At 44.5% G+C, this 25961-nt stretch carries 22 protein-coding genes; 1 reads left to right on the top strand and 21 read right to left on the bottom strand.

The annotated features are described in order from the left end of the window. Positions 1–6: 6 nt before the first annotated feature. Complete coding sequence (gene recA / locus ACMXYW_RS14080) at positions 7–1050, bottom strand: recombinase RecA (protein ID WP_415882421.1); 1044 nt, start codon at positions 1048–1050, stop codon at positions 7–9. A gap of 105 nt (positions 1051–1155) precedes the next feature. Next, positions 1156–1632, bottom strand: a complete 477-nt coding sequence (pncC, locus tag ACMXYW_RS14085) for a nicotinamide-nucleotide amidase (RefSeq protein ID WP_415904467.1) — start codon at positions 1630–1632, stop codon at positions 1156–1158. A 109-nt stretch (positions 1633–1741) separates the two neighbouring features. Here pncC and mutS point away from each other — a divergent pair, with 109 nt between their 5' ends. After that, positions 1742–4306, top strand: a complete 2565-nt coding sequence (mutS, locus tag ACMXYW_RS14090) for a DNA mismatch repair protein MutS (protein WP_415904468.1) — start codon at positions 1742–1744, stop codon at positions 4304–4306. 57 nt (positions 4307–4363) lie between these two features. Here the strand turns inward: mutS and rpoS are convergent, their stop codons facing one another. From rpoS to bamA, 19 genes are all read right to left on the bottom strand, one after another. Continuing rightward, complete coding sequence (rpoS, locus tag ACMXYW_RS14095; protein ID WP_415904469.1) at positions 4364–5380, bottom strand: RNA polymerase sigma factor RpoS; 1017 nt, start codon at positions 5378–5380, stop codon at positions 4364–4366. 72 nt (positions 5381–5452) lie between these two features. After that, positions 5453–6190, bottom strand: a complete 738-nt coding sequence (locus ACMXYW_RS14100) for a peptidoglycan DD-metalloendopeptidase family protein (protein WP_415904470.1) — start codon at positions 6188–6190, stop codon at positions 5453–5455. A 165-nt stretch (positions 6191–6355) separates the two neighbouring features. Further along, on the bottom strand, positions 6356–7300 hold the full coding sequence (locus ACMXYW_RS14105; protein ID WP_415904471.1) for a DUF368 domain-containing protein: 945 nt from the start codon (positions 7298–7300) through the stop codon (positions 6356–6358). A gap of 4 nt (positions 7301–7304) precedes the next feature. After that, a complete protein-coding gene (locus tag ACMXYW_RS14110) occupies positions 7305–7943 on the bottom strand; it encodes a protein-L-isoaspartate(D-aspartate) O-methyltransferase (RefSeq protein ID WP_415899204.1) in 639 nt (212 codons plus the stop codon). 26 nt (positions 7944–7969) lie between these two features. Continuing rightward, positions 7970–8719 carry a 5'/3'-nucleotidase SurE gene (surE, locus tag ACMXYW_RS14115; protein WP_415904472.1) on the bottom strand — a complete coding sequence of 250 codons (750 nt, stop codon included), beginning with the start codon at positions 8717–8719 and terminating at the stop codon, positions 7970–7972. Then, positions 8720–9766, bottom strand: a complete 1047-nt coding sequence (truD, locus tag ACMXYW_RS14120) for a tRNA pseudouridine(13) synthase TruD (protein WP_415904473.1) — start codon at positions 9764–9766, stop codon at positions 8720–8722. It lies immediately after the preceding gene. Positions 9767–9772: 6 nt separating this feature from the next. Then, positions 9773–10003, bottom strand: coding sequence for a septum formation initiator family protein (locus tag ACMXYW_RS14125; protein ID WP_415882435.1), 231 nt, complete (start codon positions 10001–10003; stop codon positions 9773–9775). A gap of 129 nt (positions 10004–10132) precedes the next feature. Next, the gene (gene eno, locus ACMXYW_RS14130) at positions 10133–11428 is read right to left on the bottom strand and encodes a phosphopyruvate hydratase (protein ID WP_415885819.1); all 1296 of its coding nucleotides are present in this window, start codon (positions 11426–11428) and stop codon (positions 10133–10135) included. Positions 11429–11490: 62 nt separating this feature from the next. Further along, the gene (locus tag ACMXYW_RS14135; RefSeq protein ID WP_415902046.1) at positions 11491–13119 is read right to left on the bottom strand and encodes a CTP synthase; all 1629 of its coding nucleotides are present in this window, start codon (positions 13117–13119) and stop codon (positions 11491–11493) included. A 74-nt stretch (positions 13120–13193) separates the two neighbouring features. Next, entirely contained in the window at positions 13194–14522 is a 1329-nt protein-coding gene (gene tilS / locus ACMXYW_RS14140; protein ID WP_415904474.1) for a tRNA lysidine(34) synthetase TilS, read from the bottom strand. Beyond that, the gene (accA, locus tag ACMXYW_RS14145) at positions 14512–15471 is read right to left on the bottom strand and encodes an acetyl-CoA carboxylase carboxyl transferase subunit alpha (RefSeq protein ID WP_415904475.1); all 960 of its coding nucleotides are present in this window, start codon (positions 15469–15471) and stop codon (positions 14512–14514) included. The genes tilS and accA overlap by 11 nt, the downstream gene beginning before the upstream one ends. Positions 15472–15597: 126 nt before the next feature. Then, positions 15598–19089, bottom strand: coding sequence for a DNA polymerase III subunit alpha (dnaE, locus tag ACMXYW_RS14150; protein ID WP_415904476.1), 3492 nt, complete (start codon positions 19087–19089; stop codon positions 15598–15600). A gap of 19 nt (positions 19090–19108) precedes the next feature. Beyond that, positions 19109–19702 carry a ribonuclease HII gene (rnhB, locus tag ACMXYW_RS14155; RefSeq protein ID WP_415904477.1) on the bottom strand — a complete coding sequence of 198 codons (594 nt, stop codon included), beginning with the start codon at positions 19700–19702 and terminating at the stop codon, positions 19109–19111. Beyond that, a complete protein-coding gene (gene lpxB, locus ACMXYW_RS14160) occupies positions 19699–20859 on the bottom strand; it encodes a lipid-A-disaccharide synthase (RefSeq protein WP_415904478.1) in 1161 nt (386 codons plus the stop codon). The genes rnhB and lpxB overlap by 4 nt, the downstream gene beginning before the upstream one ends. 8 nt (positions 20860–20867) lie before the next feature. Further along, positions 20868–21638 (bottom strand): acyl-ACP--UDP-N-acetylglucosamine O-acyltransferase, encoded by a 771-nt coding sequence (lpxA, locus tag ACMXYW_RS14165; protein WP_415904479.1) that lies wholly within the window; start codon positions 21636–21638, stop codon positions 20868–20870. 3 nt (positions 21639–21641) lie between these two features. Continuing rightward, a complete protein-coding gene (gene fabZ / locus ACMXYW_RS14170) occupies positions 21642–22079 on the bottom strand; it encodes a 3-hydroxyacyl-ACP dehydratase FabZ (protein ID WP_415904480.1) in 438 nt (145 codons plus the stop codon). Positions 22080–22082: 3 nt separating this feature from the next. Beyond that, positions 22083–23120, bottom strand: a complete 1038-nt coding sequence (gene lpxD / locus ACMXYW_RS14175; RefSeq protein ID WP_415904481.1) for a UDP-3-O-(3-hydroxymyristoyl)glucosamine N-acyltransferase — start codon at positions 23118–23120, stop codon at positions 22083–22085. A gap of 14 nt (positions 23121–23134) precedes the next feature. After that, positions 23135–23632, bottom strand: coding sequence for an OmpH family outer membrane protein (locus ACMXYW_RS14180; protein WP_415904482.1), 498 nt, complete (start codon positions 23630–23632; stop codon positions 23135–23137). 10 nt (positions 23633–23642) lie between these two features. After that, positions 23643–25961 carry an outer membrane protein assembly factor BamA gene (bamA, locus tag ACMXYW_RS14185; protein ID WP_415904483.1) on the bottom strand — a complete coding sequence of 773 codons (2319 nt, stop codon included), beginning with the start codon at positions 25959–25961 and terminating at the stop codon, positions 23643–23645.

Here is a 25961-nt window from a genome sequence, read left to right on the forward strand (position 1 = left end):
AGCGCCTTAAATCAGATCAAGGCTTTCAGTTTTATCTTCAGCATCGTCTTCTTTCGGTGCAGGTGTCGAAAGCAAGCGATTACGAAGTTCTGTTTCGATTTCATTCGCAATCTCAGGATTCTCTTCCAAGAACTTAGATGCATTGGCCTTACCTTGCCCAATCTTATCGCCATTGTAAGCATACCAAGCACCCGATTTATCAACTAAGCCCTCTTTAACACCTAGATCAATAACTTCGCCCATATGGTAGATACCTTCACCATACATAATCTGGAACTCAGCCTGACGGAACGGCGGTGAAACTTTGTTCTTAACAACCTTCACACGCGTCTCGTTACCAACGACCTCATCACCTTTCTTAACTGCACCAGTTCGGCGAATATCCAAACGAACAGATGAGTAGAATTTAAGCGCGTTACCACCGGTAGTTGTCTCAGGATTACCAAACATAACCCCAATCTTCATACGAATCTGGTTAATGAATACCAACAAGCAGTTAGAGCTCTTAACATTACCCGTCAATTTACGTAGCGCCTGAGACATCAAACGAGCCTGAAGACCAACATGGGAATCACCCATATCACCTTCGATCTCTGCCTTCGGCGTCAAAGCAGCTACAGAGTCGACGATGATTACATCAACTGCGTTAGAGCGAACTAGCATATCTGTAATTTCTAGCGCCTGCTCACCTGTATCCGGCTGTGAAACCAGAAGACTATCTACATCTACACCTAACTTCTCTGCATAGATAGGATCTAGTGCATGCTCAGCATCAACAAAGGCACAAGTTTTACCCTGCTTCTGAGCTTCAGCAACAACCTGTAATGTCAGTGTTGTTTTACCAGATGACTCAGGACCATAGATCTCAACGATACGACCATACGGCAATCCGCCTATGCCAAGCGCGATATCTAGACCAAGGGAACCAGTAGAAACAGATGGAATCGCTTCACGAGGCTGATCCCCCATACGCATCACTGCGCCTTTACCAAACTGCCTTTCAATTTGACCTAACGCTGCGTCTAATGCTTTTTTGCGATTTGCGTCCATCTTCGACCCTACTTTCTCTAAATTCATATTGTGCGCATCTTATTACTGCGCAAAACACTGTATGTATGGACAGTATTATTTCACAAGTTTTCCGGATTGCAAGCCTCAATCAGATAAGTTCTGCAAAATCCCTTCTAACGCCACGCTAACTGCTTGTTTTCGAACTGATTCACGATCACCTTCAAAACAGTATTTTTTTGTTCTAACTGATTTACCTTGCTCAGCCCAAGCAAACCATACAGTACCTACAGGCTTCTCTTTACTTCCACCAGCCGGCCCAGCAATACCACTGGTCGCTACAGATATATGCGCACTACTATTATTAAGAGCACCTTCCGCCATTTCAGCTACGACCTCGGCCGACACTGCTCCGCAGTGTTCCAACGTATCTTTTGATACCCCAAGCATCTTTTGCTTAGACATATTACTGTATGTAACAAAGCCACAATCAAACCAAGCGGAACTACCAGGGATTGCTGTTATCTCTTGGGCAACCCAACCACCTGTACATGATTCAGCTGTTGCGATAGAACATTTTTTTGCCTGTAATTTTTCAGCGATATCCGTCAGTGGTAATTGCATACTGATCCACCCCATTCAAACTATTTAAGCCGCTTTATTTACCGTACAATGCCTCAAGTTAAGTTTGCGTAACAACTCTTTATTTCATCATTTAGTAATTAATATCTCTATGACCAAACAAGCAGCAACTACTCACACCCCAATGATGCAGCAATACCTACGCATCAAAGCACAACACCCTGATCAATTGGTGTTTTATCGGATGGGTGACTTCTATGAGCTGTTTTATGACGATGCAAAAAAAGCGGCGGATCTGTTAGACATATCTCTTACCGCCCGCGGCAAATCTGGCGGTGAGCCTATCCCTATGGCAGGCATCCCTTACCATGCTGCGGAGAACTATGTTGGTAAAATTGTTCGCGCAGGTGAATCCGTGGTTATTTGCGAACAGGTAGGTGATCCCGCTACTAGTAAAGGACCTGTAGAGCGAGCAGTTGCGCGAATCATCACACCAGGCACCGTAAGTGATGAAGCACTTCTTGATGAAAATAGAGATAACTTACTGGTAGCCATTAATCAGTCTGGCGACACTTACGGATTGGCTATTGTGGATATCGCTTCAGGCCGTTTTAGCTTGATGGAAATTGATAATCAAGACACGCTTATGAGTGAACTTGAGCGCTTACGCCCATCTGAAACACTCTTCAATGAAGATAGTCAGCTACATGACGTATTAAGCCAACGAAAAGGCCTACGCCCGCAATCCCCTTGGCACTTTGAAGCAGATACCGCCAACGATCTGTTATGCCAACAATTTAAAATCAAAGATTTGAGTGGATTTGGTTGCGATCATCTAGCGGTTGCGACAACTGCTGCTGGTTGCTTATTACAGTATGCAAAAGAAACTCAGCGTACCTCACTACCTCATATCAGGCGTATTCAGATTGAACAACATAATGACTGTGTAGCTCTGGACGCTGCGACACGTAAAAACCTAGAACTAGATCAAAATTTATCTGGTGGTTTTGATAACACCCTCGCTAAGGTCATTGATAAATGCCGCACTCCAATGGGAAGTCGCTTATTAAGGCGCTGGCTACACCGTCCGATTCAAGACAGAGCAACCTTATGCGCACGACAAGCCTCTATTCAGTGGTTGATTGACAACTATCACTTCGAAACGGTTCAAAGCACACTCAAACTGATCGGTGACAGCGAACGCATCTTAGCCCGTATCGCACTAAGATCAGCACGCCCACGCGATTTGGAACGATTAAAAACATCTCTGAATTCCTTACCTTTACTTCAGCAACAGATCGAAGCGGCCAATGCCCCGTTAGTGAACGAATTATCTGAGCAGATTTCAGAATTTCCTAACTTGGCAGAGCTGCTTACCAAAGCTGTGATAGAAAACCCGCCGGTAGTCATTCGTGAAGGCGGTGTCATAGCTCATGGTTTTGATGCTGAGCTAGATGAATTACGCGGCATTAGCGAAAATGCCGGCGCTTATTTACTAGAACTAGAGCAGAAAGAACGAGATCGTACTGGCATTGCCACTTTGAAAGTGGGTTATAACCGCGTACATGGATATTTCATTGAGATAGGCAAAGCACAAAATGCAGAATTGCCGGCCGAATATATTCGCCGCCAAACACTTAAAAATGCAGAACGCTACATTACGCCTGAGCTGAAAGAGTTCGAAGACAAGGCTCTATCAGCAAAAAGCAGAGCGCTCACCCGTGAAAAGGCGCTTTACGAAGAACTCATTGAAACGATTGCTGAAGAGCTGGCTGATCTGCAAGATTCAGCTGCCGCTATCGCAGAGCTGGACGTCCTAGCAAACCTTGCGGAACGTGCAACAACGCTAGATTACGTACCACCAACACTGACAGATATACCACAAATTAAAATACAGCACGGCCGTCATCCTGTAGTAGAAACTGTGTTGACTGAACCCTTTGTAGCTAATGATCTAGACCTAGATACTGAGCGGAAGATGCTCGTTATTACAGGTCCAAATATGGGCGGTAAATCTACTTATATGCGTCAAGCAGCGCTAATTACCCTACTTGCGCATATTGGTAGTTATGTTCCTGCTTCAGCCGCAACAATTGGCATTGTTGATCGTATCTTTACTCGTATGGGGTCATCAGATGACCTAGCGGGCGGGCGTTCAACCTTCATGGTTGAAATGACCGAAACAGCAAACATTATGCATAATGCGACTGAACGCAGCTTGGTATTGATGGATGAAGTAGGCCGCGGCACAAGTACATTTGATGGCTTATCTCTCGCGTGGGCCTGCGCAGACAATCTTGCCAGGGAAACGAAGGCCTTTACTCTGTTTGCAACTCACTATTTTGAATTAACTAGTTTGCCTGACCAAGCAGCCTCGGTCTTCAATGTACACTTAACCGCAGTAGAACATAATGATCACATTGTCTTTCTACATGAAGTACAAGAAGGGCCTGCGAGCCAAAGTTATGGTCTGCAAGTAGCACAGCTTGCTGGGGTACCTTTACCTGTCATCCAACAAGCAAAAACCAAATTAATGCAACTTGAGCAGGATGTCGCCGTTAGCGCTCAATTGAGCACCCCGCCACCACCGGTTCAAAATGACATGTTCGCAGCGCCGGAACCAAAGGCCCTGAAAGAGCTAAAGAAAATATCCCCCGACGACCTCTCGCCAAGGGAAGCTCTGGATATTCTCTACAAACTCAAAGAACTAGTTTAAATTCACCCACAAAAAAACCGCCTATCGGCGGTTTTTTTTCGGAGAGTAAAGTTCAACTTACTGTTGCAGTAAGTCCTCTCCACTCAAACCATTCTTTTCAACAATATCACGAAGTTTACGTAAGGCTTCAACTTGAATTTGACGAACACGCTCACGTGTTAGGCCGATTTCACGCCCAACTTCTTCCAACGTGCTCATTTCATAACCCCTGAGACCAAATCGACGAGATAACACTTCTGCATGTTTTTCAGGCAGAGCATCTAGCCATTTATCCAGGTTACCACTGATATTTGAATTTTGTAGTAACGTTGCCGGATCAGAAGAAACTGCATCAGGGATCGTATCAAGCAAAGACTTATCCGAATCTTTGCCCATTGGCGTATCGACAGAGCTGACACGTTCGTTAAGGCCTAACATCCGCTCAACATTTTCAACCGGCTTATCCACCAGCTCCGCAATCTCTTCTGGCGAAGGCTCATGATCTAACTTTTGCGCGAGCTCTCTCGCTGCTCGCAAATAAACATTCAGCTCTTTAACAACATGAATAGGCAAGCGAATCGTTCGAGTCTGGTTCATAATCGCTCGTTCGATTGTTTGTCTTATCCACCAAGTTGCATAAGTAGAAAAACGGAACCCTCTTTCTGGATCAAACTTTTCTACGGCCCGAATTAAGCCTAGATTTCCTTCTTCGATTAGATCAAGCAGAGTTAAACCGCGATTGATATATCTGCGTGCAATTTTAACAACTAGACGAAGATTACTTTCGATCATGCGCTTACGCGCAGCTTCATCACCCTTTAGGGCGCGACGAGAGAAATACACCTCTTCTTCCGCACTCAGTAGCGGCGAGAAGCCTATTTCATTTAGGTAAAGTTGGGTTGCATCCAAGTTTTTGGCATTAAGAAGGTCTTTATGAGCCATACTACCGCGCCCACGACCACTATTTAGAAACTCTGGTTGTTCTTTCTGAGGCGTTCCATCTGTATCCTCATCAAGAATTTCTTCTGTCAGCTCTTCGCTTTCAACAGCGATATCCTGCACATCCGTTTTGCAGTTATTATCGATATTTTCCATTGCCCGTTCCCTTAACCAATCAGTGCTATCACGCGTTTATTAGTTAGTTTTTATTATTATGTTTTCTTATAATTATTGTTTCGGCAGATATCGAAGAGGGTTTACTGGCTTACCATCACGACGTATCTCAAAGTGGAGCATCACGCGATCCGTGCCTGAATTTCCCATCTCCGCAATTTTCTGGCCTTTATCAACCATATCATTTTCTTTGACTAAAACACGACTATTATGTGCATAAGCACTTAAAAACTGCTGATTATGGTCAACAATAACCAAATTACCATAACCTAATAAACCACTTCCAGCATAGACAACTCGGCCTTTAGCCGCAGCCTTAACCTTAGAACCATAAGCGGATGCTATATTTACCCCCTTATTGACAGTACCTTTTGTTTTAAACGTGGAAACAATCTTACCGGACGCAGGCCATCCCCACTTAATTGACCCCGAGGCAACTGTTGAAGGCTTAGCCTGGGCTTTAGGTGCAGGTTTTACTGCTGCTTTTTGTTGCTCAACTTTTGCTACAGTTTGAGCTTGCTTTGCCGATGCTTTTGGAGTCGCAGTAGGCTTAGAAGCTACTTGAGGACTTGTATTCTGAGGTTTGGTGGTCGTTTTTTGACGGCTAGAGACTATTTCAGGCTTTGGTGCGACAATAGAAGCGTCACGAACGATGGATGCTGAAACAGTACTTTTCGGTGAAGGTTTTAAACTAAGTTTTTGACCAGGGTATATATTGTAGTTACCAGAAATACTGTTTCTTTTTGCTAACTCACGATAATCTAAACCATATCTAAATGCGATGGAATACAACGTATCGCCTTTACGAACCTGATAGTGATTAGGCTTAGGCTGAGCAGAGACGGGCGCCGATCTATCGCTCACTGGCGCATAGGTTTTCCCTCCACATGCAACCAGCAGAAATGAGCAACACAGCAGCAGATAACCTTTTAAGCCCACCAAACTACCCCTCAGACTCTATGTCTCAGACCTCCGGCCCATTCGTTCTATCAATAACACCGCTGCAGCACCAAAAATCATTAATCCAACAGCGTATATAACAAAGGAAGGCTGACCCGTCATAGATTCAAACGAAAAGGGAGATATATTCTCCTGAACGAGAGGAACCTGCTCTCCATGCCGATTAATTGTGTAAGCAGTCGTATATTTCCACGGCCATACTTTATTCAGTGAGCCCAACATAAAGCCCCCTAATAAAGCCAAAGTCGTCGTTTTAAATGAACTAAACATCCAACTTAAAACACGAGAGAAGCTCAATAGACCAACAGCACAGCCTGCGGCAAAAATACCTAAAGTAAATAGCTCAATATTTTTGATAGCCATCAGAATAGGCGTATACATACCTAGCAGCAGAAGGATAAAGCTACCTGAGATACCCGGTAAAATCATGGCACAGATAGCTACCATTCCGGCTAAGAAAATAAATAACGGAGTCGCCTCGATTGTGGTTGGGGATATAGAGGTAATCATATAGGCAGCAATAGTTCCGGCAATAAATGCGGCAAAGCTATTACTATCCCACTGCTCTATATGTCTGCAGACAGACCATACTGAAGCCAAGATCAAGCCAAAGAAGAAAGACCATAGAAGTTCAGGATATTCAGCCAACCAAAAGAGCACCACCTTTGCAACAGTCACCAAGCTTATAAAAATACCTAAAACAAGCGTCAGTAAAAAAGTGCCGTTGACATGCTTCCAGGCTGCAATAGGGCCTTGTTTAAACAACACAAACAAAGCTTCAGGGCCAAACTGCTTTAAAGAGTAAATAAGCTCCTCATATATACCAGTCATGAAGGCAATAGTACCACCAGATACGCCTGGTACTGCATCTGCAGCTCCCATCATCATCCCTTTGCCCGACAATGCTAGATAGTCGCGCCACGTTCTTCCTTCTTGCTTCAATTTACTACCTCACCGTACCACTTAACAAAGGTACAAACTTCACACAATCTAAAATCTCGGTACTGAACTCATCTTCAGATAACCTGATAACCAGATTCAACTTTTGGGAATCGCTACCACCTACCGGAATAATTAGACGACCACCAACAGCAAGCTGCTGCTTTAACTCTTCTGGCACACTTTCTGGTGCACAAGCTGCCAAAATACCATCATAAGGCGCTTTCGCAGACCACCCCATACCACCATCTGTATGCTTCAGCTGTACATTATTGAGGCCAATCAACTTTAAACGCTCCCGCGCCTTATCCTGAAGAGGCTTAATACGCTCTACACTGTACAACTGACCAACCAATGGCGCCAAAATTGATGTTTGATAACCAGAACCCGTCCCCACTTCTAGGACTTTTTGCAGTGGTCCTTCTGAGAGCAGCACCTCTGTCATTTTCGCTACGATAAACGGTTGCGAGATAGTCTGATTGTAACCAATGGGCAAAGCAGTATCTTCGTATGCCCTATGAGCTAAAGCCTCATCGATAAAAATATGTCTTGGCGTATTCCTCATCACATCCAGAACACTCTCGTCCTGAATTCCCTGATCTCTTAATCGATTAATCAAACGATCCCTTGTTCGCTGCGAAGTCATTCCTATTCCGCGTAATTGCTGATCGTTCAAATACTATTCTCCAACCAATCACCCACATTATCCATGCCAGAGTATTGCGTCATATCTGCATGTAAAGGCGTTACAGATACACATTTCTCACTTAAAGCATAAAAGTCCGTGCCTGGGCCCGCATCTGCGGCTGGTCCCGCTCCCGCTATCCAATAACGTGTTTTTCCACGAGGGTCTTCTGTTGCTATTGGCTTTCCAGCACAGGTTCTATGGCCTAAACGTGTAACATGAATCCCCGCAAAATCATCAAGAGGGCAATCAGGCACGTTGACGTTTATTACTGTACGGGGAGCAACATTCAGGTGTTGAATGTTTTCGACCAAATTCTTAGCAACTTGAGCTGCAGAGTCGTAATGTGCTGGATGAAACTCTCCAGAGGAGATTGCAATAGCGGGAAAGCGAAGATGACGCCCTTCCATAGCTGCAGCAACCGTCCCAGAGTAGATGACATCGTCGCCTAAATTTGGACCAGCATTGATGCCAGAAACAACGATATCTGGCTCAAAACCGAATACACCTGAACTACCTAAATGCACACAATCTGTTGGGGTGCCATTAATCCCAATAAAGCCATTTTCATGTTCAAAGGCTTCAAGTGGACGATCCAACGTTAACGAATTACTTGCACCACTACGATTACGGTCTGGGGCAACCACCAGAATCTCTCCAACCTCGGCTAAGGCTCTTGCTAAAGCAGCAAGGCCTGGTGCATAGACACCATCATCATTAGAGATCAGTATCTTCATTTATCCCTCATTACTTTCAGGCTGGGTAACTTTGCAGAGTTCCCGCAATACACTGGTTGCAAATGCCCCTGAAGGCAGGCCAAATTCAAGCCAACATTCAGTCTCATTAATCACATTAATTTCTAACTGCTGGGGAAGCAATCGAAGAGATCTACGCTCTTGTTTTAACGTTAGTTTTTCAAGCAAATCACTGATCTCAGACCAGCACCCGACCTGCTCTTGCTCCCATTTTTCAGCTGCAGCATTCGGTAGCATATCTCCACCGCCCCACATTGGGCCGGTAAGATTAATCTCTTTATCCGTTAAACGTTGCTGTAATTCATCGGTCGCTTCATCTTCGACAAAACAGCTTTGGCTTCCTGCCAACATCAATGCATCACCATCAAGAATGGTATTCCACAAGCCTTGATCTAACCTTTGAGATAAAACCTGATTAAATACCCAAGAGCGAACAGCAGAGATATAAATCCCCTTCTTATTTCTTTGCCGCTCCTGATATTCGCCGCGCAACAGCGCGATCCCTTTATCTAAATTACCATAGTCCCGACCGAACCGTTGCTCGCCAAAATAGTTGGGCACACCCTCTTTAGCCACATAATCTACGCGCTGCTGCAGTTCATTCATATTAGTAATCTGGCGAAGTCGCAATTTAAAGCGGTTCCCCTGAAGAGTACCTAGACGCAACTTTCTTTGGTGCCGAACTGCTTTAAGAACCTCGATGCTATCGCCACCAAATAACTTCCAATTCAAATTACGCTTGATCGGGAATTTCGCACAAAACCATTGCTCAGTTACAGCATGACGATCTTTTTTACCCGCATAACTAACATCTCTAGGGCTTATTTGGGCAAAATTTGCTAATTGCCTAGCAACCCAATCAGTATTTTCACCGCATTTGCGAATATAAAGAAACACATGTTCGCCTGATCCTTCAGGCTCAAACCCTAGCTGTTCTATAACCTGAAAATCCTCTGGGCAACTGCGGATCACTGCAGAACCAGTAGGCTTTTCATTGAGATATGTAAATTCTGTAGGCAGGGATGTCATAAAAGGTTACTTCTCTGAGGCGGGTTCCACCAGCTGGAAAAAGGACTCATCTTCTTTGATCATACCAAGCTCACTACGAGCCCGCTCTTCCAAAGCAGCATTACCCTTTTTAAGATCTAGAACTTCGGCTTCTAGCTCACTATTCCGCTGACTAAGCTCTTGATTAATGCCTTGTTGCAGTTCTATTTTGGCATTGAGAGCCCAAATATCGCGCAGGTTTGCTTCCCCAAACCACAATCTGTACTGCAGTCCGAGTATCAAAAATAATATAAGGGCAACCAACCAGCGATACATAGATTTCTTATAAGTAAAAAAGGGGGCATTAAGCCCCCTTTTTATATCAGACTATTACGTAGGGTACTACGCTTAGCCCTGACCTTTTACTTCAGAAAGGCCATTGTAGATTGCGCCGTCACCTAGCTCTTCTTCGATACGTAGAAGACGGTTGTACTTAGCTACACGGTCAGAACGGCATAGAGAACCAGTCTTAATCTGGCCTGCAGCTGTACCTACTGCTAGATCTGCAATAGTTGTATCTTCAGTTTCACCAGAACGGTGAGAGATAACCGCTGTGAAGCCTGCATCTTTCGCCATTTTGATTGCGTCTAGCGTTTCAGACAATGAACCAATCTGGTTGAATTTGATCAGGATTGAGTTACCGATGCTCTGCTCGATACCACGTGACAGAATTTTCGTGTTAGTTACGAACAAGTCATCACCAACCAACTGCACTTTGTCACCGATTTTCTTAGTTAGGTAAGCCCAACCATCCCAATCAGACTCGTCTAGACCATCTTCGATGGAAACAATTGGGTAGTTTTCAGTTAGTGCTGCAAGGTAATCACCGAAGCCTTCTGCATCAAAGACTTTACCTTCACCGGAAAGGTCGTATTTACCTTCTTTGTAGAATTCAGATGCAGCACAGTCTAATGCTAGCGTTACATCTTTACCTAGCTCGTAACCCGCTTTATCGATTGCTTCTTTAATAACAACCAAAGCTTCTTCGTTCGATGCAAGATTTGGAGCAAAACCACCTTCATCACCAACCGCAGTGTTTAGGCCTTTTGCTTTTAGAACAGCTTTTAGTGCATGAAAAATTTCTGCACCACAACGCAAGCCTTCAGAGAACTTGTCGAAGTTTACTGGCTGAACCATGAACTCTTGGATATCAACATTGTTATCCGCATGCTCACCACCGTTAAGGATGTTCATCATCGGTAGTGGTAGGGAGAACTGACCTGGAGTACCGTTAATCTCTGCAATGTGAGCGTATAGAGGCATGCCTTTTTCTGTAGCTGCTGCTTTTGCTGCTGCAAGAGATACCGCTAGGATTGCGTTTGCACCTAGGTTTTCTTTGTTTTCAGTACCATCAAGCTCTAGCATTTTATTATCTAGCGCGCGCTGATCTGTTACATCCATGCCCGTTAGCGCTTCACGGATAACACCGTTAACCGCTGCAACCGCTTTTTGTACGCCTTTACCTAGGTAACGGCCTTTATCACCATCACGCAGTTCTAGCGCTTCGCGAGAACCCGTTGACGCACCAGAAGGCGCACAGGCAGAACCAATCACGCCAGATGCAAGAATTACATCAGCTTCAACTGTTGGGTTACCACGAGAATCCAGTACTTCGCGGGCTTTGATATCAGAGATCTGTGCCATGGGGAAATAACTCCAGAAATTTTACGTTCTGGGGGCATCAAGCCCCCAATCCTTAATTCGTTTTACTGTTTAGCTTGTTGATCTAATGCAGCTTGAATAAAGCCTTTGAACAAGCCATGACCATCACGCGGGGTGGATGTGAACTCTGGGTGGAACTGACAAGCGACAAACCAAGGGTGATCTGCAACTTCAACCACTTCAACCAGCTCACCATCAACAGAACGGCCAGAAATTCTTAAACCAGCGTTTTCCAGTTGCTCAACGTAGTTGTTGTTCACTTCATAACGATGACGATGACGCTCAGTAATCTCAGTGTTACCGTAAGCTTGGGCAGCAGTAGAACCTTCTGCCAGATGACAAACTTGAGCACCCAGACGCATAGTACCGCCTAGATCATCAGCTTCGCCACGGGTTTCCACACCACCTTCAGAGGTAGCCCACTCAGTGATCAAACCAATTACCTGGTGTTCAGCATCTTTATTAAATTCGGAAGATGTCGCATCTTCTAAGCCTGCAACGTGGCGAGCAAATTCAATAACCGCAACCTGCATACCCAAACAGATACCTAGGTATGGCACTTTGTTTTCACGCGCATAGCGAACGGCAGCAATTTTGCCTTCGACACCACGCTCACCAAAACCACCTGGAACTAGAACAGCACTTGCGCCATCTAGAATTTCAACACCTTCACGCTCGATACGCTCAGAGTCGATACATTCGATGCGAACTTTTTTCTTCAATGCGATACCCGCATGAGAGATCGCTTCGATAAGAGATTTGTAGGCATCCAACAGCTCCATGTACTTACCCACCATAGCGATTTTAACTTCGCCTTCTGGGTTAAGATGAGCATCTGCTACACGATCCCATTCACCTAGATCTGCTTCTGTGCACTCTAAGTGGAAACGTTCCACTACGATATCGTCTAAGCCTTGCTCAGACAGCATTCGAGGAATGTTATAGATAGTATCTGCATCAGGAAGCGACACTACTGCACGCTCTTCAACGTTAGTAAACAACGACAGCTTACGACGAGAAGAGTCTGGTAGTGGGAAATCGGAACGACATACCAAAATATCTGGCTGAATACCGATAGAACGCAGCTCTTTTACTGAGTGCTGTGACGGCTTAGTTTTGATTTCGCCAGCTGTCGCAATGTATGGAACAAGCGTCAGGTGCATAAACATTGCACGAGCGGAACCAAGCTCAGCTTTCAACTGACGTACTGCCTCCATAAATGGTAGTGATTCAATATCACCAACAGTACCGCCAATTTCTACTAGAGCTACGTCAGCATCACCAGCGCCTTCGATAACACGACGCTTAATTTCATCTGTGATGTGCGGAATAACCTGAACCGTTCCACCTAGGTAGTCACCGCGACGCTCTTTGCGTAATACATGCTGATAGATACGACCAGCAGTAAAGTTATTACGTTTGCTCATCGTTGTACGGATGAAACGCTCGTAGTGGCCCAAGTCTAGGTCAGTTTCTGCACCATCTTCAGTAACAAAAACCTCACCATGCTGAATTGGGCTCATTGTCCCTGGATCCACGTTAATATACGGGTCCAATTTCAACATAGTTACTTTAAGCCCTCTGGCTTCCAAAATTGCAGCCAAAGAAGCGGATGCGATGCCTTTGCCCAATGAGGACACAACACCGCCTGTGACGAAGATATAACGCGTCATGCAGAACCTGTTTGATCGTGTTTAAGCGAGGATTTTTTAAGATCGAGATGGGGCTATAGGATAGCAAATCAGGGCTAATCAGACAACGATAAGGGACGCCATAAAAGCGAAAAACCTGAGCTTTCTTTATCCCAGCCATCGCAAACGCAGATACCTGGCACAGCAACTACGGTTTCACCCTGAAAAATCAGTGGCCAACTAGCCTTCTCCCAAGGAGGAAGATCTGCCTCTTGAAGCAATTTTTTTACCGATTTTGAATGCGCATGCCCATGAGGAACGCACCTTTCTCCACCCTTACGGCGTTGAAGAGTCAATGATTTCTGTAACGGCTTAGCCAATTCGATGGTGAGCTCACCATCTCCCAATTCCCAACAGCCACCCTCAGATATTTCGACATTATCAAGTAGCTCAGAGGGCGGAGAGACTATATACAAATGATTACGAAAGCGACGTAGGGAGTGTCCCTGAATTAAATAAATCGGAATAGCATCCGATTGCGCTTGAATAACATCATGCTGAATTTGCTCTAACTGCTGCTCATTAAGCAAGAAGCCAATCTCATTATAGACCCAGCGCCGAATCAGTTCAGGACGCTTTATCTCAATCAAAAGCCCCCATTCATCCAGATTTAACTGCCTACTCGTAGTTAAACACTGACGCAAATCTTGATCTAAATAATGATTCAATAAAGACTCACTTTTAGCCACCAAGTCTGCATTTTTTTGCCAACGAGCAAGCAATTGCGGCCAACGCAGCTTTAATTCAGGTAATACCTTATGCCTTAAAAAGTTGCGGTCATAATCAATGGAATCATTAGATGGATCCTGAATAAATTCCAAGCCAATCTCAGTTGCCGCTTGTTCCAATTGTTTGCGCGAACAATAAAGCAATGGCCGCAATAAATAACCCTGCCCCAGCTCCCGCTGTTCAGGCATACCTTTTAAGCCAGTCAGGCCAGCCCCTCTTAACCAACGAAACAGCAATGTTTCAGCTTGATCATCAGCATGGTGACCAAACAGCACGCAATCGCCCTCGTTTATAAAGTCATTAAACGCTGCGTATCGCGCATCCCTTGCAGCAACTTCAGAGGAATTATTAGGAGTGACCGAAACGGAATGATGAACCACACCATTAAGCTCAGCCTGTCTCTCGGAAAACGCCGACCAACCATCTGCCTCAACCTGCAAATTATGGTTGATATGAAGCACGACTATTTGGCTGCGTGGTAACACCTTACAAGCAAGGTACAGCAATAACTGAGAGTCTAAGCCACCGCTATGGGCAATAACCCAACGGGAGATTGAAGAGGACGAATCAAGGAAAGAGATAAAACGGGAGGTCAGCGCCTGAAACTGGCGCTCACACTCCTGTAAAGCGGCGAGGTTGCCTGTATTAGGCTTCACCACCAAAACCGTATGCCATCAAGCGCTTATAACGACGCTCCAGCAATTCATCGGTAGACAGTTCATCTAAGCGACCTAGCACTTCAGATAGGTGACGCTTAAGATTAGCCGCTGTTAGGGCTGGATCACGGTGAGCACCACCAAGCGGCTCACTTACGATCTGATCAACCAGACCTAGTTCAAGCAGACGATCAGAAGTAATACCCATTGCTTTAGCTGCATCTGCAGCACGCTCAGCGCTCTTCCAAAGAATAGAAGCACAACCCTCTGGGGAAATTACTGAATACGTAGAGTAACTCATCATCATTAGCTCATCGCATACACCGATTGCTAATGCACCACCCGAGCCACCTTCACCAATAACCGTGGAAATAACAGGTGTTTTTAACTGAGACATCTTAGCTAGGTTAAATGCAATAGCTTCTGACTGACCACGTTCTTCAGCATCGATACCAGGGTAAGCTCCCGGCGTATCAATAAAGGTCATGATTGGCATTTTAAAACGCTCAGCCATTTCCATTAGACGCAGTGCTTTACGGTAACCTTCTGGACGAGGCATACCAAAGTTACGCTTCTGACGTTCCTGAACACCACGACCTTTCTGATGACCAATCACCATTATTGGTCGCTCATCCATACGTGCGATACCACCCACGATAGCCTGATCATCAGAAAAATGACGATCACCGTGAATTTCATCGAACTCATCGAACATATAATCGATATAGTCCAATGTATATGGACGCTGAGGGTGACGGGATAACTGTGATACTTGCCAAGCAGACAGATCAGAGAAAATAGATTCTGTCAGAGTGCGGCTTTTGTCTTCCAGACGCTTAATCTCATCGGAGATATTCAGTTCAGCTGAATCCCCTACCAGACGTAGCTCTTCAATTTTTGCCTGTAGCTCTGCAATTGGCTGTTCAAAATCCAGATAGTTCGGATTCATATGACTCATCTATTCAATAGTAAAAAAATTGTCCAAAGTGTACCTGTTTGCAGCTTTAAGAACCAGACCCTACAAGAGAAAGCCTCGACGCCAAACAGGACAGCTAAATTACGCCAGTTAAACTGACTAATAGTTTAATGAAACGGCATCACTTCCGAACCGCTCCATTAATGCAATCAACAAATCATCGTTAGCCTGAACCTGCCAGTTATCGCCCAAAGTTATAGTTGCCTCTGCATCAGGTCGAGAGTAGCGCAACTGCACTGGCAGTGAGCCCTCTCCCTTATAACTATTAAGCAATTCCTGCAGCTCCTTCAGGCGCCTACCAGCTAACTGACTTTCGTTGCATTTTACTTGGATACCTTCTGCATACTGAGCACGCGCTTGCGGGATGGTCAGCACTTTACTTACGCGCACCTTTATTCCACCAGAGAAGTGATCCTCTGCCACTTCTCCTTCAACCACTAGCACTGCGTCTTTATGAACAAGTTCACGTACCGCATCATAAGTATCGCCAAAAAGAGTTACATCGATACGCGCGGTGCGGTCGTCCAAAGTCACAAAACAAAGGTTATCGCCTTTTTTGGTTTTCTTCAGTCGAAGATCAACCACCAAGCCTGCCATTTTTTGGGTCTGCCCACGAGCAGGCTGCAACTCGACAATACGCTTACCAACAAAGTGCCTTAACTCCGACTCATATTCATCGATAGGATGGCCGGTGAGGTACAAACCGAGCGTATCTTTTTCACCCGTAAGACGCTCCTTATCCGTCCAAGATCTAACCGACTTGTAGTCTTCATATGAGCAGCGATCAGATTCAGCCTCTACCTCGCCAAATAGATCAAACATCCCTGCGTCTTGGTTTTTAGCCGCTTGATCGGCAGCTTTCAGCGCATCCGGAATAGCTTCCCATAGAATCGCTCGCTCTGCGCCTAGACAATCTAGCGCACCGGAACGAACCAAAGCCTCCAAAACACGCTTATTAAGCTTCTTCGCACCTACACGTTCACAGAAATCAAATAGATCCGTAAATGGACCACCATCTGCACGCGCTTCCGTGATTGCCTCTATTGGTCCTTCGCCTACGCCTTTAATCGCACCCAGACCATAAACAATGACACCCTCATCGTTTACGGTGAACATGTACTCACCGGTATTAACGTCCGGCAACGCAGGAGGAATGCCCATCACACGACACTCTTCAATGAAGATCACCACCTTGTCGGTGTTCTGCATATCAGAAGAGATTACCGCCGCCATAAACGGCGCAGGATAATGAGCTTTAAGCCAAGCCGTTTGATAAGAAACTAAGGCGTAAGCTGCAGAGTGGGATTTGTTAAAACCATAACCTGCGAATTTCTCTACTAGGTCGAAGATATTCCCAGCTAAGTCACGATCGATCCCATTCTGCTCAGAACCATCAAGAAAAGAAACCCGCTGCTTAGCCATCTCTTCAGGTTTCTTTTTACCCATCGCACGACGCAGCATATCCGCACCACCAAGGGTATAACCTGCCATTACCTGAGCAATCTGCATTACCTGCTCTTGGTAAAGGATAATTCCGTAAGTTGGTTCGAGTACTGGTTGCAGTGAATCCAATTGATAATCAGGATGTGGCCACGCCATCTCCGCGCGACCATGCTTACGGTTGATGAAGTCATCCACCATGCCTGATTGAAGCGGCCCCGGACGGAATAGAGCTACTAGCGCGACAATATCTTCAAAGCGCGAAGGCAATAGCCTGCGAACCAAATCCTTCATGCCGCTGGACTCAAGCTGAAAGACTGCCGTAGTTTCAGCAGCTTGCAGAAGATCGAAGGTCTTTCTGTCTTCAAGATCAATCAGAGCTATATCGAGCGGTTCTTCACCGTTCTTTTCGCGAATACGGTTTACCGTTTGCAACGCCCAATCGATAATCGTCAGCGTACGCAGACCCAAGAAGTCGAATTTTACTAACCCAGCTTCTTCGACATCGCCTTTATCGAACTGAGTAACAAGGCCATTGCCCTCTTCATCGCAGTACGTAGCAGCAAAGTCTGTTAACTTGGTAGGTGCGATTACTACACCACCGGCGTGCTTGCCTACATTTCGCGTCACACCTTCAAGCTTATACGCCATATCCATGATTTCTTGAGCCTCTTCACTGGACTCAATAAACTCACCTAGCATAGGCTCCTGATCCAAGGCTTTTTTCAGAGTAATGCCTGGCTCAAAAGGAATAAGCTTTGAAAGTCGGTCAGCAAGACCAAACGGTTTACCTTGTACACGCGCCACATCTCGAACTACCGCTTTCGCAGCCATAGTACCGAAGGTTACGATCTGAGAAACAGCATCACGTCCGTAGGTTCGCGCTACATAGTCGATTACCTTATCTCGGTTATCCATGCAGAAGTCGATATCGAAGTCAGGCATGGAGACACGCTCAGGGTTGAGAAATCGTTCGAACAGAAGGTCATATTCTAACGGATCAAGATCGGTAATTTTTTGGGCATAAGCCACCAAGGAGCCCGCACCTGAACCACGACCAGGGCCTACAGGAACACCGTTTTCCTTACCCCACATAATGAAGTCCATTACGATCAGGAAGTAACCCGGGAAACCCATCTGGATAATAATATCCAATTCAAACTCTAGGCGATCGATATACTCTTGGCGCTTCGCTTGGTAATCAGGATCTTCTTTATCCAGTAAAATCTCAAGACGCTCTTCCAACCCATCAAAAGACACTTTTCGGAAATAATCATCCATCAACATCCCTTCAGGGATAGGATACTTCGGTAGATAATATGTGCCGATTTCAATCTCAATATTACAGCGCTTAGCAATCGCCACTGTGTTTTGAACCGCAGATGGGATATCACTGAAGAGCTCAACCATCTCCTCTTGGGAACGGAAGTATTGCTGGTCACTGTACTCTTTTGGACGCGTTGGATCTTCTAATGTACGGCCTTGGTTGATGCATACACGTACTTCATGAGCCTCAAAATCTGACTCATTGATGAACATAACCTCATTGGTCGCCACTAATGGGCAGTTATAGGTTTTAGCCAATTCAACAGAATCATGAACGATCTGCTCGTCACCCACTCTACCTGTTCTCTGAACTTCTAGATAAAAGCTGTTTGGAAAGACCTTCATCCAGCGTTCTAAAATCGCCCCAGCCTGATCATTATTAGCCAAGATAGAACGACCAATTTCACCTTTCCGCCCACCTGACAATGCGATTAAGCCCGCTGATTTAGCCTCTACCCATTCAGGTTTAACCAAGGCCATATCCGCTAGAACATTTTGCCCCTCAGCATAAGCCTGCGAGATCAACTCCATGAGGTTGAGGTAACCCTCAGCATTTCGAACCAACAAGGTTAGGCGGTAAGGCTCTCCACCAGGTTCATCAGTATTTTCCACCCACAGGTCAGAACCGCAAATAGGCTTAATACCACTACCTGTTGCCGCTTTAAAGAATTTCACCAAACCAAAGAAATTTGTCTGATCCGTCATACCAACGGCGGGCATATGGTCATTTTTAGCGGCATTAACCAGCTCTTTGACTCGAACCAAACCGTCAACTAGCGAAAATTCTGTGTGAACGCGAAGATGGATAAACTGCGGATCAGACATAAAGCAAACTTTTTAAAGGTTAGGAAAGCAGATCCCGTACGGGCTTAAAACTGCGACGATGTTCAGGTAACGGGCCATGTTCAGCCAGTTTTTCAAAATGCAGAGCTGTAGGGTAGCCCTTATGCTTAGCAAAGCCGTACTCTGGATATTGCTGATCAAGAAGCTCCATCTCTCTATCACGATCGACTTTAGCTAAAATGGATGCAGCGCTAATTTCAGGGATTTTACTATCCCCTTTTACAACAGGCTCACTAGGACAATTTAGATCGGGACTTCGATTGCCATCAACATATACAAACTCAGCTGGGATATCCAAACCTTCGACGGCCCTTTTCATCGCTAACATAGAGGCATGTAGTATATTGATTTCATCAATTTCAGCCGGAGATGCAGAAGCGACAAACCATGCCAGTGCCTTTTCCTTGATCTCGATATAAAGCTGCTCTCTTTTTTTAGCAGAGAGCTTTTTCGAATCAGCCAAGCCTTGAATAGGTTTTTCTGGATCCAGAATTACTGCGGCAGCAACAACATTACCTACCAACGGGCCACGACCGACCTCATCAACACCAGCCACTCTTTTACCCTGAGAAAAATCTAATTCCATAGTACTCATGAGATCACCCCTTTATCTTTCAAAAGTGCCTCAATAGCATCTGCTGCCTTTTCGTCTGCATCCTGATGAAGTTGTTTGTGTATTGCTGAAAACTTATCACGCAGATAAGCTTTGTATTCATCATCTTGCAAACTCTTTAATACTGCAGGGCCGAGCACTTCTGGTTTTACTTGGTTCTGTAAGATTTCAGGCACTAAAGCCTCATCAGCTAACAGATTTGGTAAAGAGATAAACTTGGATTTAACCATTCGAGAATAGATCGCATAGGTCAATGATGCCATTTTGTAGGCTACAACCATTGGCTTCTGCAAAATAGTAGCTTCCAGCGTCGCGGTCCCAGATGCTATCAAAATACTATCAGCTATAGCCATCACATCACGCGAATGTTTAATCACAAGCTGAATATTAAGATCAGAGTATTTTTCTACTATTAATTGATGTAACTGATCATGACGTGTTTCATTGGCAGCAGGAATAACAAAACGAACATTTTCCAATCGTTCACTCAGCCAGCGAGCTGTATCTAAAAAGGGCTCAGCCAAATATTTAAGCTCACTACCTCGGCTACCAGGCAACAACGCAATGATTTTCTCATCAGATTTTACTGCAAACTTTTTCTTACTCTCAGCTACATTAACGCTGAGCGGAATACTATCCGCTAAAGGATGACCGACAAAAGCGACTCGCTGCTGGGTGGGTGCATAGTGCTTAGCTTCAAATGGGAAGAGACTAAGGACAAGATCAGTAGTCCGTTTAATTTTATAAATACGCTTCTGCTTCCATGCCCAGACAGATGGGCTGACATAGTGCACTGTTGGAATTCCTGCAGCTTTTAACTCCCCTTCCATCTTTAAAGTAAAGTCGGGAGCATCTATGCCAATAAACAGATCGGGAGGGTTATCAATAAAGTGGCGAATCAGTTTGTTTCGAATACCAAGAAGCTCAGGTAGTCGCCCAAGGACTTCCACAAGCCCCATAACTGATAATCTTTCCAAAGGGTAATGAGAGTGACAGCCTTGAGCGATCATCAACTCACCGCCAATCCCCTCGACAGTAAGATCTGGGTAGCGTTTTTTTAAGGCTTTGATTAAACCACTACCTAAAATATCGCCTGAAGCCTCACCAGCTACAATGCCTACTCGCAGGGGTTTTGGCATAATCAACCTCAGCGAATTATGCCACGAGTGGAGGATTCAATAGATTGGATCATCGGAACAACTTCAGGACATTCATCAGCCATAGCCTTTAATTCGGCCAATGCCTGAGCTGTTGTAAGTTTATTACGGAAGATAGTTTTATAAGCACGACGCAACTGAGCAATAGACTCAGCATTAAAACCGCGACGCTTAAGACCTTCAACGTTAATACCATGCGGCTTAGCGGTATTACCATTCGCCATAATATAGGAAGGTATATCCTTAAGCACAACTGTACTGGTTCCACACATCACATGAGAACCGATCTTGCAGAATTGATGCACTGCAGTAAAACCACCAAGAATGGTCCAGTCGCCAATATGCACATGCCCTGCAATCGCCGTATTATTGGCCATGATTACATGGTCACCGACAACGCAATCGTGTGCAACATGTGCATAAGCCATAAATAGATTATGACTACCAATTGTCGTAGTACCTGCATCTTGGATAGTACCACGATGGATCGTGACACCTTCGCGGATAACATTATCATCCCCAATAGTCAGGGTCGTCGGCTCACCCGCATATTTCTTATCTTGGCAATCTTCACCAACAGACGAGAATTGAAATATGCGGTTATTCTTCCCGATTTTGGTTGGTCCCTTGATAACCACATGAGGGCCAATAACGGTGCCCGCACCAATTTCCACATCAGGCCCAATGATTGACCAAGGCCCTACTTCAACATCATCAGCAAGCTTTGCAGTAGGGTCTATAAGAGCACGGGAATCTATCAAGATTTAAACCTTTCTATCAGCACACAAAATTGTTGCACTACTTACCATATCACCTTCAACGGTAGCTCGCACATCAAACTTCCAGATACCACGACGTTCAGAGATAACTTTTGCTTCAAGTGTCAACTGATCCCCTGGAACCACTGGTCGTTTAAAGCGTAGTTTATCTGAGCCAACAAAGTAATAAATCGAACCATCTTGTGGCTTTTTATCCATAGTTTTGAAACCTAGGATACCAGCTGCTTGCGCCATAGCCTCGACAATCAAAACACCAGGCATTACTGGGTGATCTGGAAAATGACCATTGAAAAAAGGCTCATTAACTGTGACATTTTTAATCGCAACAATGGATTCTCCCTTTTCTAACTCCAGCACGCGATCTACCAGTAAAAACGGATAGCGGTGCGGAAGGTATTCCCGAATTTCATTTACATCCATCATTTCTTAAGAACCCTTAATCTCAGTAATCTTATCTTCTACAGACTTTATGCGGCGCGCTAGGTCGTCTAACTGACGGAACCTAACTACGTTTTTCTTCCATTGTTTATGTGGAAGCATGCCGGTACCAGACGAATAAACACCTGGTTCAACAATTGATTTTGTAACTAATGACATAGCGGTGATATGACTGCCATCGGCAATACTTAAATGCCCTGTGATTCCACATGCTCCAGCAATCGTACAACCGGCACCAATTTTAGTGCTTCCAGCTACCGCCGTACAACCTGCAATCGCAGATTTTTCACCGATGCTAACGTTGTGTGCGATTTGTATTTGGTTATCTAAAATCACACCATCAGAAATTATCGTGTGTTCCAAAGCTCCACGATCTATTGTGGTCCCAGCACCAACCTCAACGTTGTTGCCAACCCTAACTCCACCTAATTGCGCAATTTTTACCCAATCACCTTTTTCATTGGCAAAACCAAATCCGTCTGCACCTAAAACAGCACCGCTATGGATGAGGCAATTTGTACCAATATGAACATCTGTATATAAGGTTACATTAGCTTTTACAACTGACTCAGCACCAATGATACAGTCAGCACCAATGACTGCATTGGGCTCAATTACAACCCCATCACCGACGACTGAACGCTCGCCAATAACAACACCATGAGCAATAGAAGCTGTTTTTGCAACTTTTGCAGATTCAGCAATATTCGCTGAAGCAGCAATACCTTTTAAGGAGTCAGAAGGTGTAGCAAAAAGCTGACTAACACGAGCATAAGCAAGATAAGGGTTATCAAGAACTAGAGCATTACCTTCAAAATATTCTAAATCCGCAGGAGCCATCAGAACAGCTCCTGCCTGTGAATCAGATAGGTATTTCTGGTATTTACTATTTGCGATAAAACTCAAATCCGAAGATCGAGCTTTTTCTAAGGTAGCTAGGGCACTAACCTTGAAATCATCATCACCATGCAAATCTGCTGATAAGAATTCAGCCAATTGCTTTAGCGTATACTCATTTGAACTCATTCAGTATGGCTAGCCTACTGTTTGTTAAGCAGTTCAACTACTCGAGGAGTAATATCTAGTTCTTTTTTTGTAAACAGTGTTGCTTGTTTAGCGATCACTACGTCGTAACCTTCTTTCTCGATAAGATCACGAATAACCTTATCTAGGCGAGGACGCATCTCTTGAATAAACGCCTGCTCACGTTGCATTTTTTGCTGCTGTAGCGCTTGACCGTTTTTTTGATACTCGGCAAAAACTTTTTGGAATTGAATACTCATTTTCTTCAATTCAGCCTCAGACGCTAGATCTTTGTTCTTCTTTAGTTTTTCTCTTGCTGCTTTGACCTGTTTTTCTAGATCAAGCATTTTCTTATCTTCTTTCGCGAATTCAGTTTTTAGTGACTGGCGATAATCTGCAGCAGCCTCAGAAGCTAGCAACGCTTGTTGAACACCCAGAACTGCAACCTTTTCAGCACTTGCACTAAAACTTAACGTAGCAGCAAAAAGAAAACCTAAAACGGTTTTAAATTTCATATTCTATTCCTTAGAAAGTTTGACCTAATGCGAACTGGAACACTTCAGTTTCATCACCAGTCTTATCATTTAGAGGGGCAGCCAAAGCGACAGACAAAGGCCCAATTGGTGTCAACCAACTTAAACCAAATCCAGCTGACAATCTCAGCTCATCAAGTTCTACGCCATCTGTACAATTACCCGGTTTGGATACAGACGAACAGTCAGTATCAAATACATTACCGGCATCAACAAATAACAATGTACGCCAAGATGTTCTTTCTTTTACAAAAGGTGTTGGGAAAATAAATTCTGCACCACCAGTAATCAAAACATCACCGCCAAATGGGTCATCTTTAGAATCACGAGGACCTAAAGAATTTTGCTCATAACCTCGAACAGTTTTCAAACCACCGGCAAAGAAGTGCTTATAGAATGGATATTCATTCTGACCTAGTTCGCCACCAAGGCCTACACGACCTTTCAGGGAAAGAACCCAGAAGCGATCATCCGTAAGAGGGTAATACCATTTGCCGTTATATTGAGCTTTGTAATAACTCAAATCACTACCAGGCAGACCAAGCTCTAAAGACAGACTTTGCGAATAACCTTTGGTCGGGAAGAAACCTCGGTTTAAATGATTGGAGCTCCAGCGTCCAGTCAGGTTCAGGTTCAGATAATCATTACCTTCATCATCAAGATACTGATTTATTTCATCTGGCGTTTCAGTGGTGTTAGTTTTGATGGTTACTTTTTCAATGTTCACACCAAAGTTTAAACGTTGATAGTCATCTATTGGATACCCGAAGTTTACACCACCACCCATCTCATCTGTTGAGAATGCACTGGCGTTATCTTCGTCAAAGTCACGTTCACGGTAATATACGTTGAAACCTCGACTTACACCATCAACTGTGTAGTAGGGATCTACGAAACTGTAAGAGTATTCAGTCAATGTATCACTGTTAGAAATACCAATGCCGACTTTTTTACCTGTGCCCAGGAAGTTATCCTGCTGTAGTTTAAAGCCCAAGATGATGCCGGAGCTTTGTGAGAAACCAACACTCGCGGAGAAAGAACCAGATTGCTGTTCTTCAACACGGTAATCAATATCAACTAAATCGTTACTACCCGGTACTGGCGTAGTCTCAACAGCAACTGTTTTAAAGTATCCTGTTTTCTCAAGCCTCTGCTTGGATTGTTCGATTAATTCATTCGACGCAACTGCTGCTTCCATTTGCTTCAAATGCTGACGAATAACTTCATCAGCGGTACGTGTATTGCCTCGAATATTAATACGACGAACATACGTTCGCTTACCCGGATCTACGAAAAATTTTACAGTGACGGTATTATCATCGTGCAATTCTGGAGCTGGGGAGATGTTGGCAAACATATAACCAGCATCACCAATACGTTTAGTTAATGCATCCTGAGATTCTGTTATCAAACGACGCGAAAACACCTGCCCTTCTTCAACTCGAACAGCATCTAGAAGTTCAGCTTCAGGCACTACCATTTCACCAGCAACAGCAACATCACGAATAGTATACTTTTCGCCTTCAGTTACATTTAGGGTGATATAGACATTCTTTTTGTCGGGGGTGATAGATACTTGAGTCGAATCGATCGAGAAATTCACATAACCGCTATCTAGGTAATAAGAACGTACTCGCTCCAAATCACCAGTAAGTTTCTGACGTGCATAGCGATCATCTTTCTTATAGAAGGACCAGAAATTTGGCAATTTCAAAGAGAATAATTCTTTAAGCTCTTCATCAGAATAAACTGTGTTGCCCACAATATTAATGTGTTGAATCGTAGCAACACGACCTTCTTTTACATTGATATTCAGCGCAACACGATTGCCCGGCAGGTTTTCCACATCTGTACTTACACTCGCACCATAACGACCTTGAGAAGCATATACACGCACTAGGTCCTGCTTAATTTGCTCTAGGGTCGAACGCTTAAAGACATCACCTTCTTGTAAACCTGTTTGTTTCAAACCATCCAGTAACGCTTCGGATTCTAGAACTTTGTTACCTTCAAGCTTGATCAAACTGACAGACGGACGCTCTTGTAAACGCAAAACAAGAACAGAGTCATCACGTAACAACTCAATATCGTCAAAATAACCAGAGGCAAATAGCTTTTTAGTTGCCTTAGACAATGACAGAGCGCTTACTTGTTCACCCGCTGTAACAGGAAAATTCCTAAACACAATCCCTGGAGAAACACGCTGTAATCCTTCTAAACGGATATCTTCTACAACGAAAGATGATGTGTTTGCCTGAGCGAAAGAAACCCAGAAAAAGAGCGCTACCAGAAGTCCAATGCCACGTTTCAT

It is taken from the genome of Neptuniibacter sp. QD48_55 (genome assembly GCF_047778115.1).
Taxonomy (GTDB): Bacteria; Pseudomonadota; Gammaproteobacteria; order Pseudomonadales; family Balneatricaceae; genus Neptuniibacter.

What these genes read in the sequence shown, in the direction of transcription:
- recA (WP_415882421.1), bottom strand. Translation starts at nt 1,050, where the DNA reads ATGGACGCAAATCGCAAAAAAGCATTAGACGCAGCGTTAGGTCAAATT.
- pncC (WP_415904467.1), bottom strand. Translation starts at nt 1,632, where the DNA reads ATGCAATTACCACTGACGGATATCGCTGAAAAATTACAGGCAAAAAAA.
- mutS (WP_415904468.1), top strand. Translation starts at nt 1,742, where the DNA reads ATGACCAAACAAGCAGCAACTACTCACACCCCAATGATGCAGCAATAC.
- rpoS (WP_415904469.1), bottom strand. Translation starts at nt 5,380, where the DNA reads ATGGAAAATATCGATAATAACTGCAAAACGGATGTGCAGGATATCGCT.
- ACMXYW_RS14110 (WP_415899204.1), bottom strand. Translation starts at nt 7,943, where the DNA reads ATGACTTCGCAGCGAACAAGGGATCGTTTGATTAATCGATTAAGAGAT.
- surE (WP_415904472.1), bottom strand. Translation starts at nt 8,719, where the DNA reads ATGAAGATACTGATCTCTAATGATGATGGTGTCTATGCACCAGGCCTT.
- truD (WP_415904473.1), bottom strand. Translation starts at nt 9,766, where the DNA reads ATGACATCCCTGCCTACAGAATTTACATATCTCAATGAAAAGCCTACT.
- eno (WP_415885819.1), bottom strand. Translation starts at nt 11,428, where the DNA reads ATGGCACAGATCTCTGATATCAAAGCCCGCGAAGTACTGGATTCTCGT.
- ACMXYW_RS14135 (WP_415902046.1), bottom strand. Translation starts at nt 13,119, where the DNA reads ATGACGCGTTATATCTTCGTCACAGGCGGTGTTGTGTCCTCATTGGGC.
- accA (WP_415904475.1), bottom strand. Translation starts at nt 15,471, where the DNA reads ATGAATCCGAACTATCTGGATTTTGAACAGCCAATTGCAGAGCTACAG.
- dnaE (WP_415904476.1), bottom strand. Translation starts at nt 19,089, where the DNA reads ATGTCTGATCCGCAGTTTATCCATCTTCGCGTTCACACAGAATTTTCG.
- rnhB (WP_415904477.1), bottom strand. Translation starts at nt 19,702, where the DNA reads ATGAGTACTATGGAATTAGATTTTTCTCAGGGTAAAAGAGTGGCTGGT.
- lpxB (WP_415904478.1), bottom strand. Translation starts at nt 20,859, where the DNA reads ATGCCAAAACCCCTGCGAGTAGGCATTGTAGCTGGTGAGGCTTCAGGC.
- fabZ (WP_415904480.1), bottom strand. Translation starts at nt 22,079, where the DNA reads ATGATGGATGTAAATGAAATTCGGGAATACCTTCCGCACCGCTATCCG.
- lpxD (WP_415904481.1), bottom strand. Translation starts at nt 23,120, where the DNA reads ATGAGTTCAAATGAGTATACGCTAAAGCAATTGGCTGAATTCTTATCA.
- ACMXYW_RS14180 (WP_415904482.1), bottom strand. Translation starts at nt 23,632, where the DNA reads ATGAAATTTAAAACCGTTTTAGGTTTTCTTTTTGCTGCTACGTTAAGT.
- bamA (WP_415904483.1), bottom strand. Translation starts at nt 25,961, where the DNA reads ATGAAACGTGGCATTGGACTTCTGGTAGCGCTCTTTTTCTGGGTTTCT.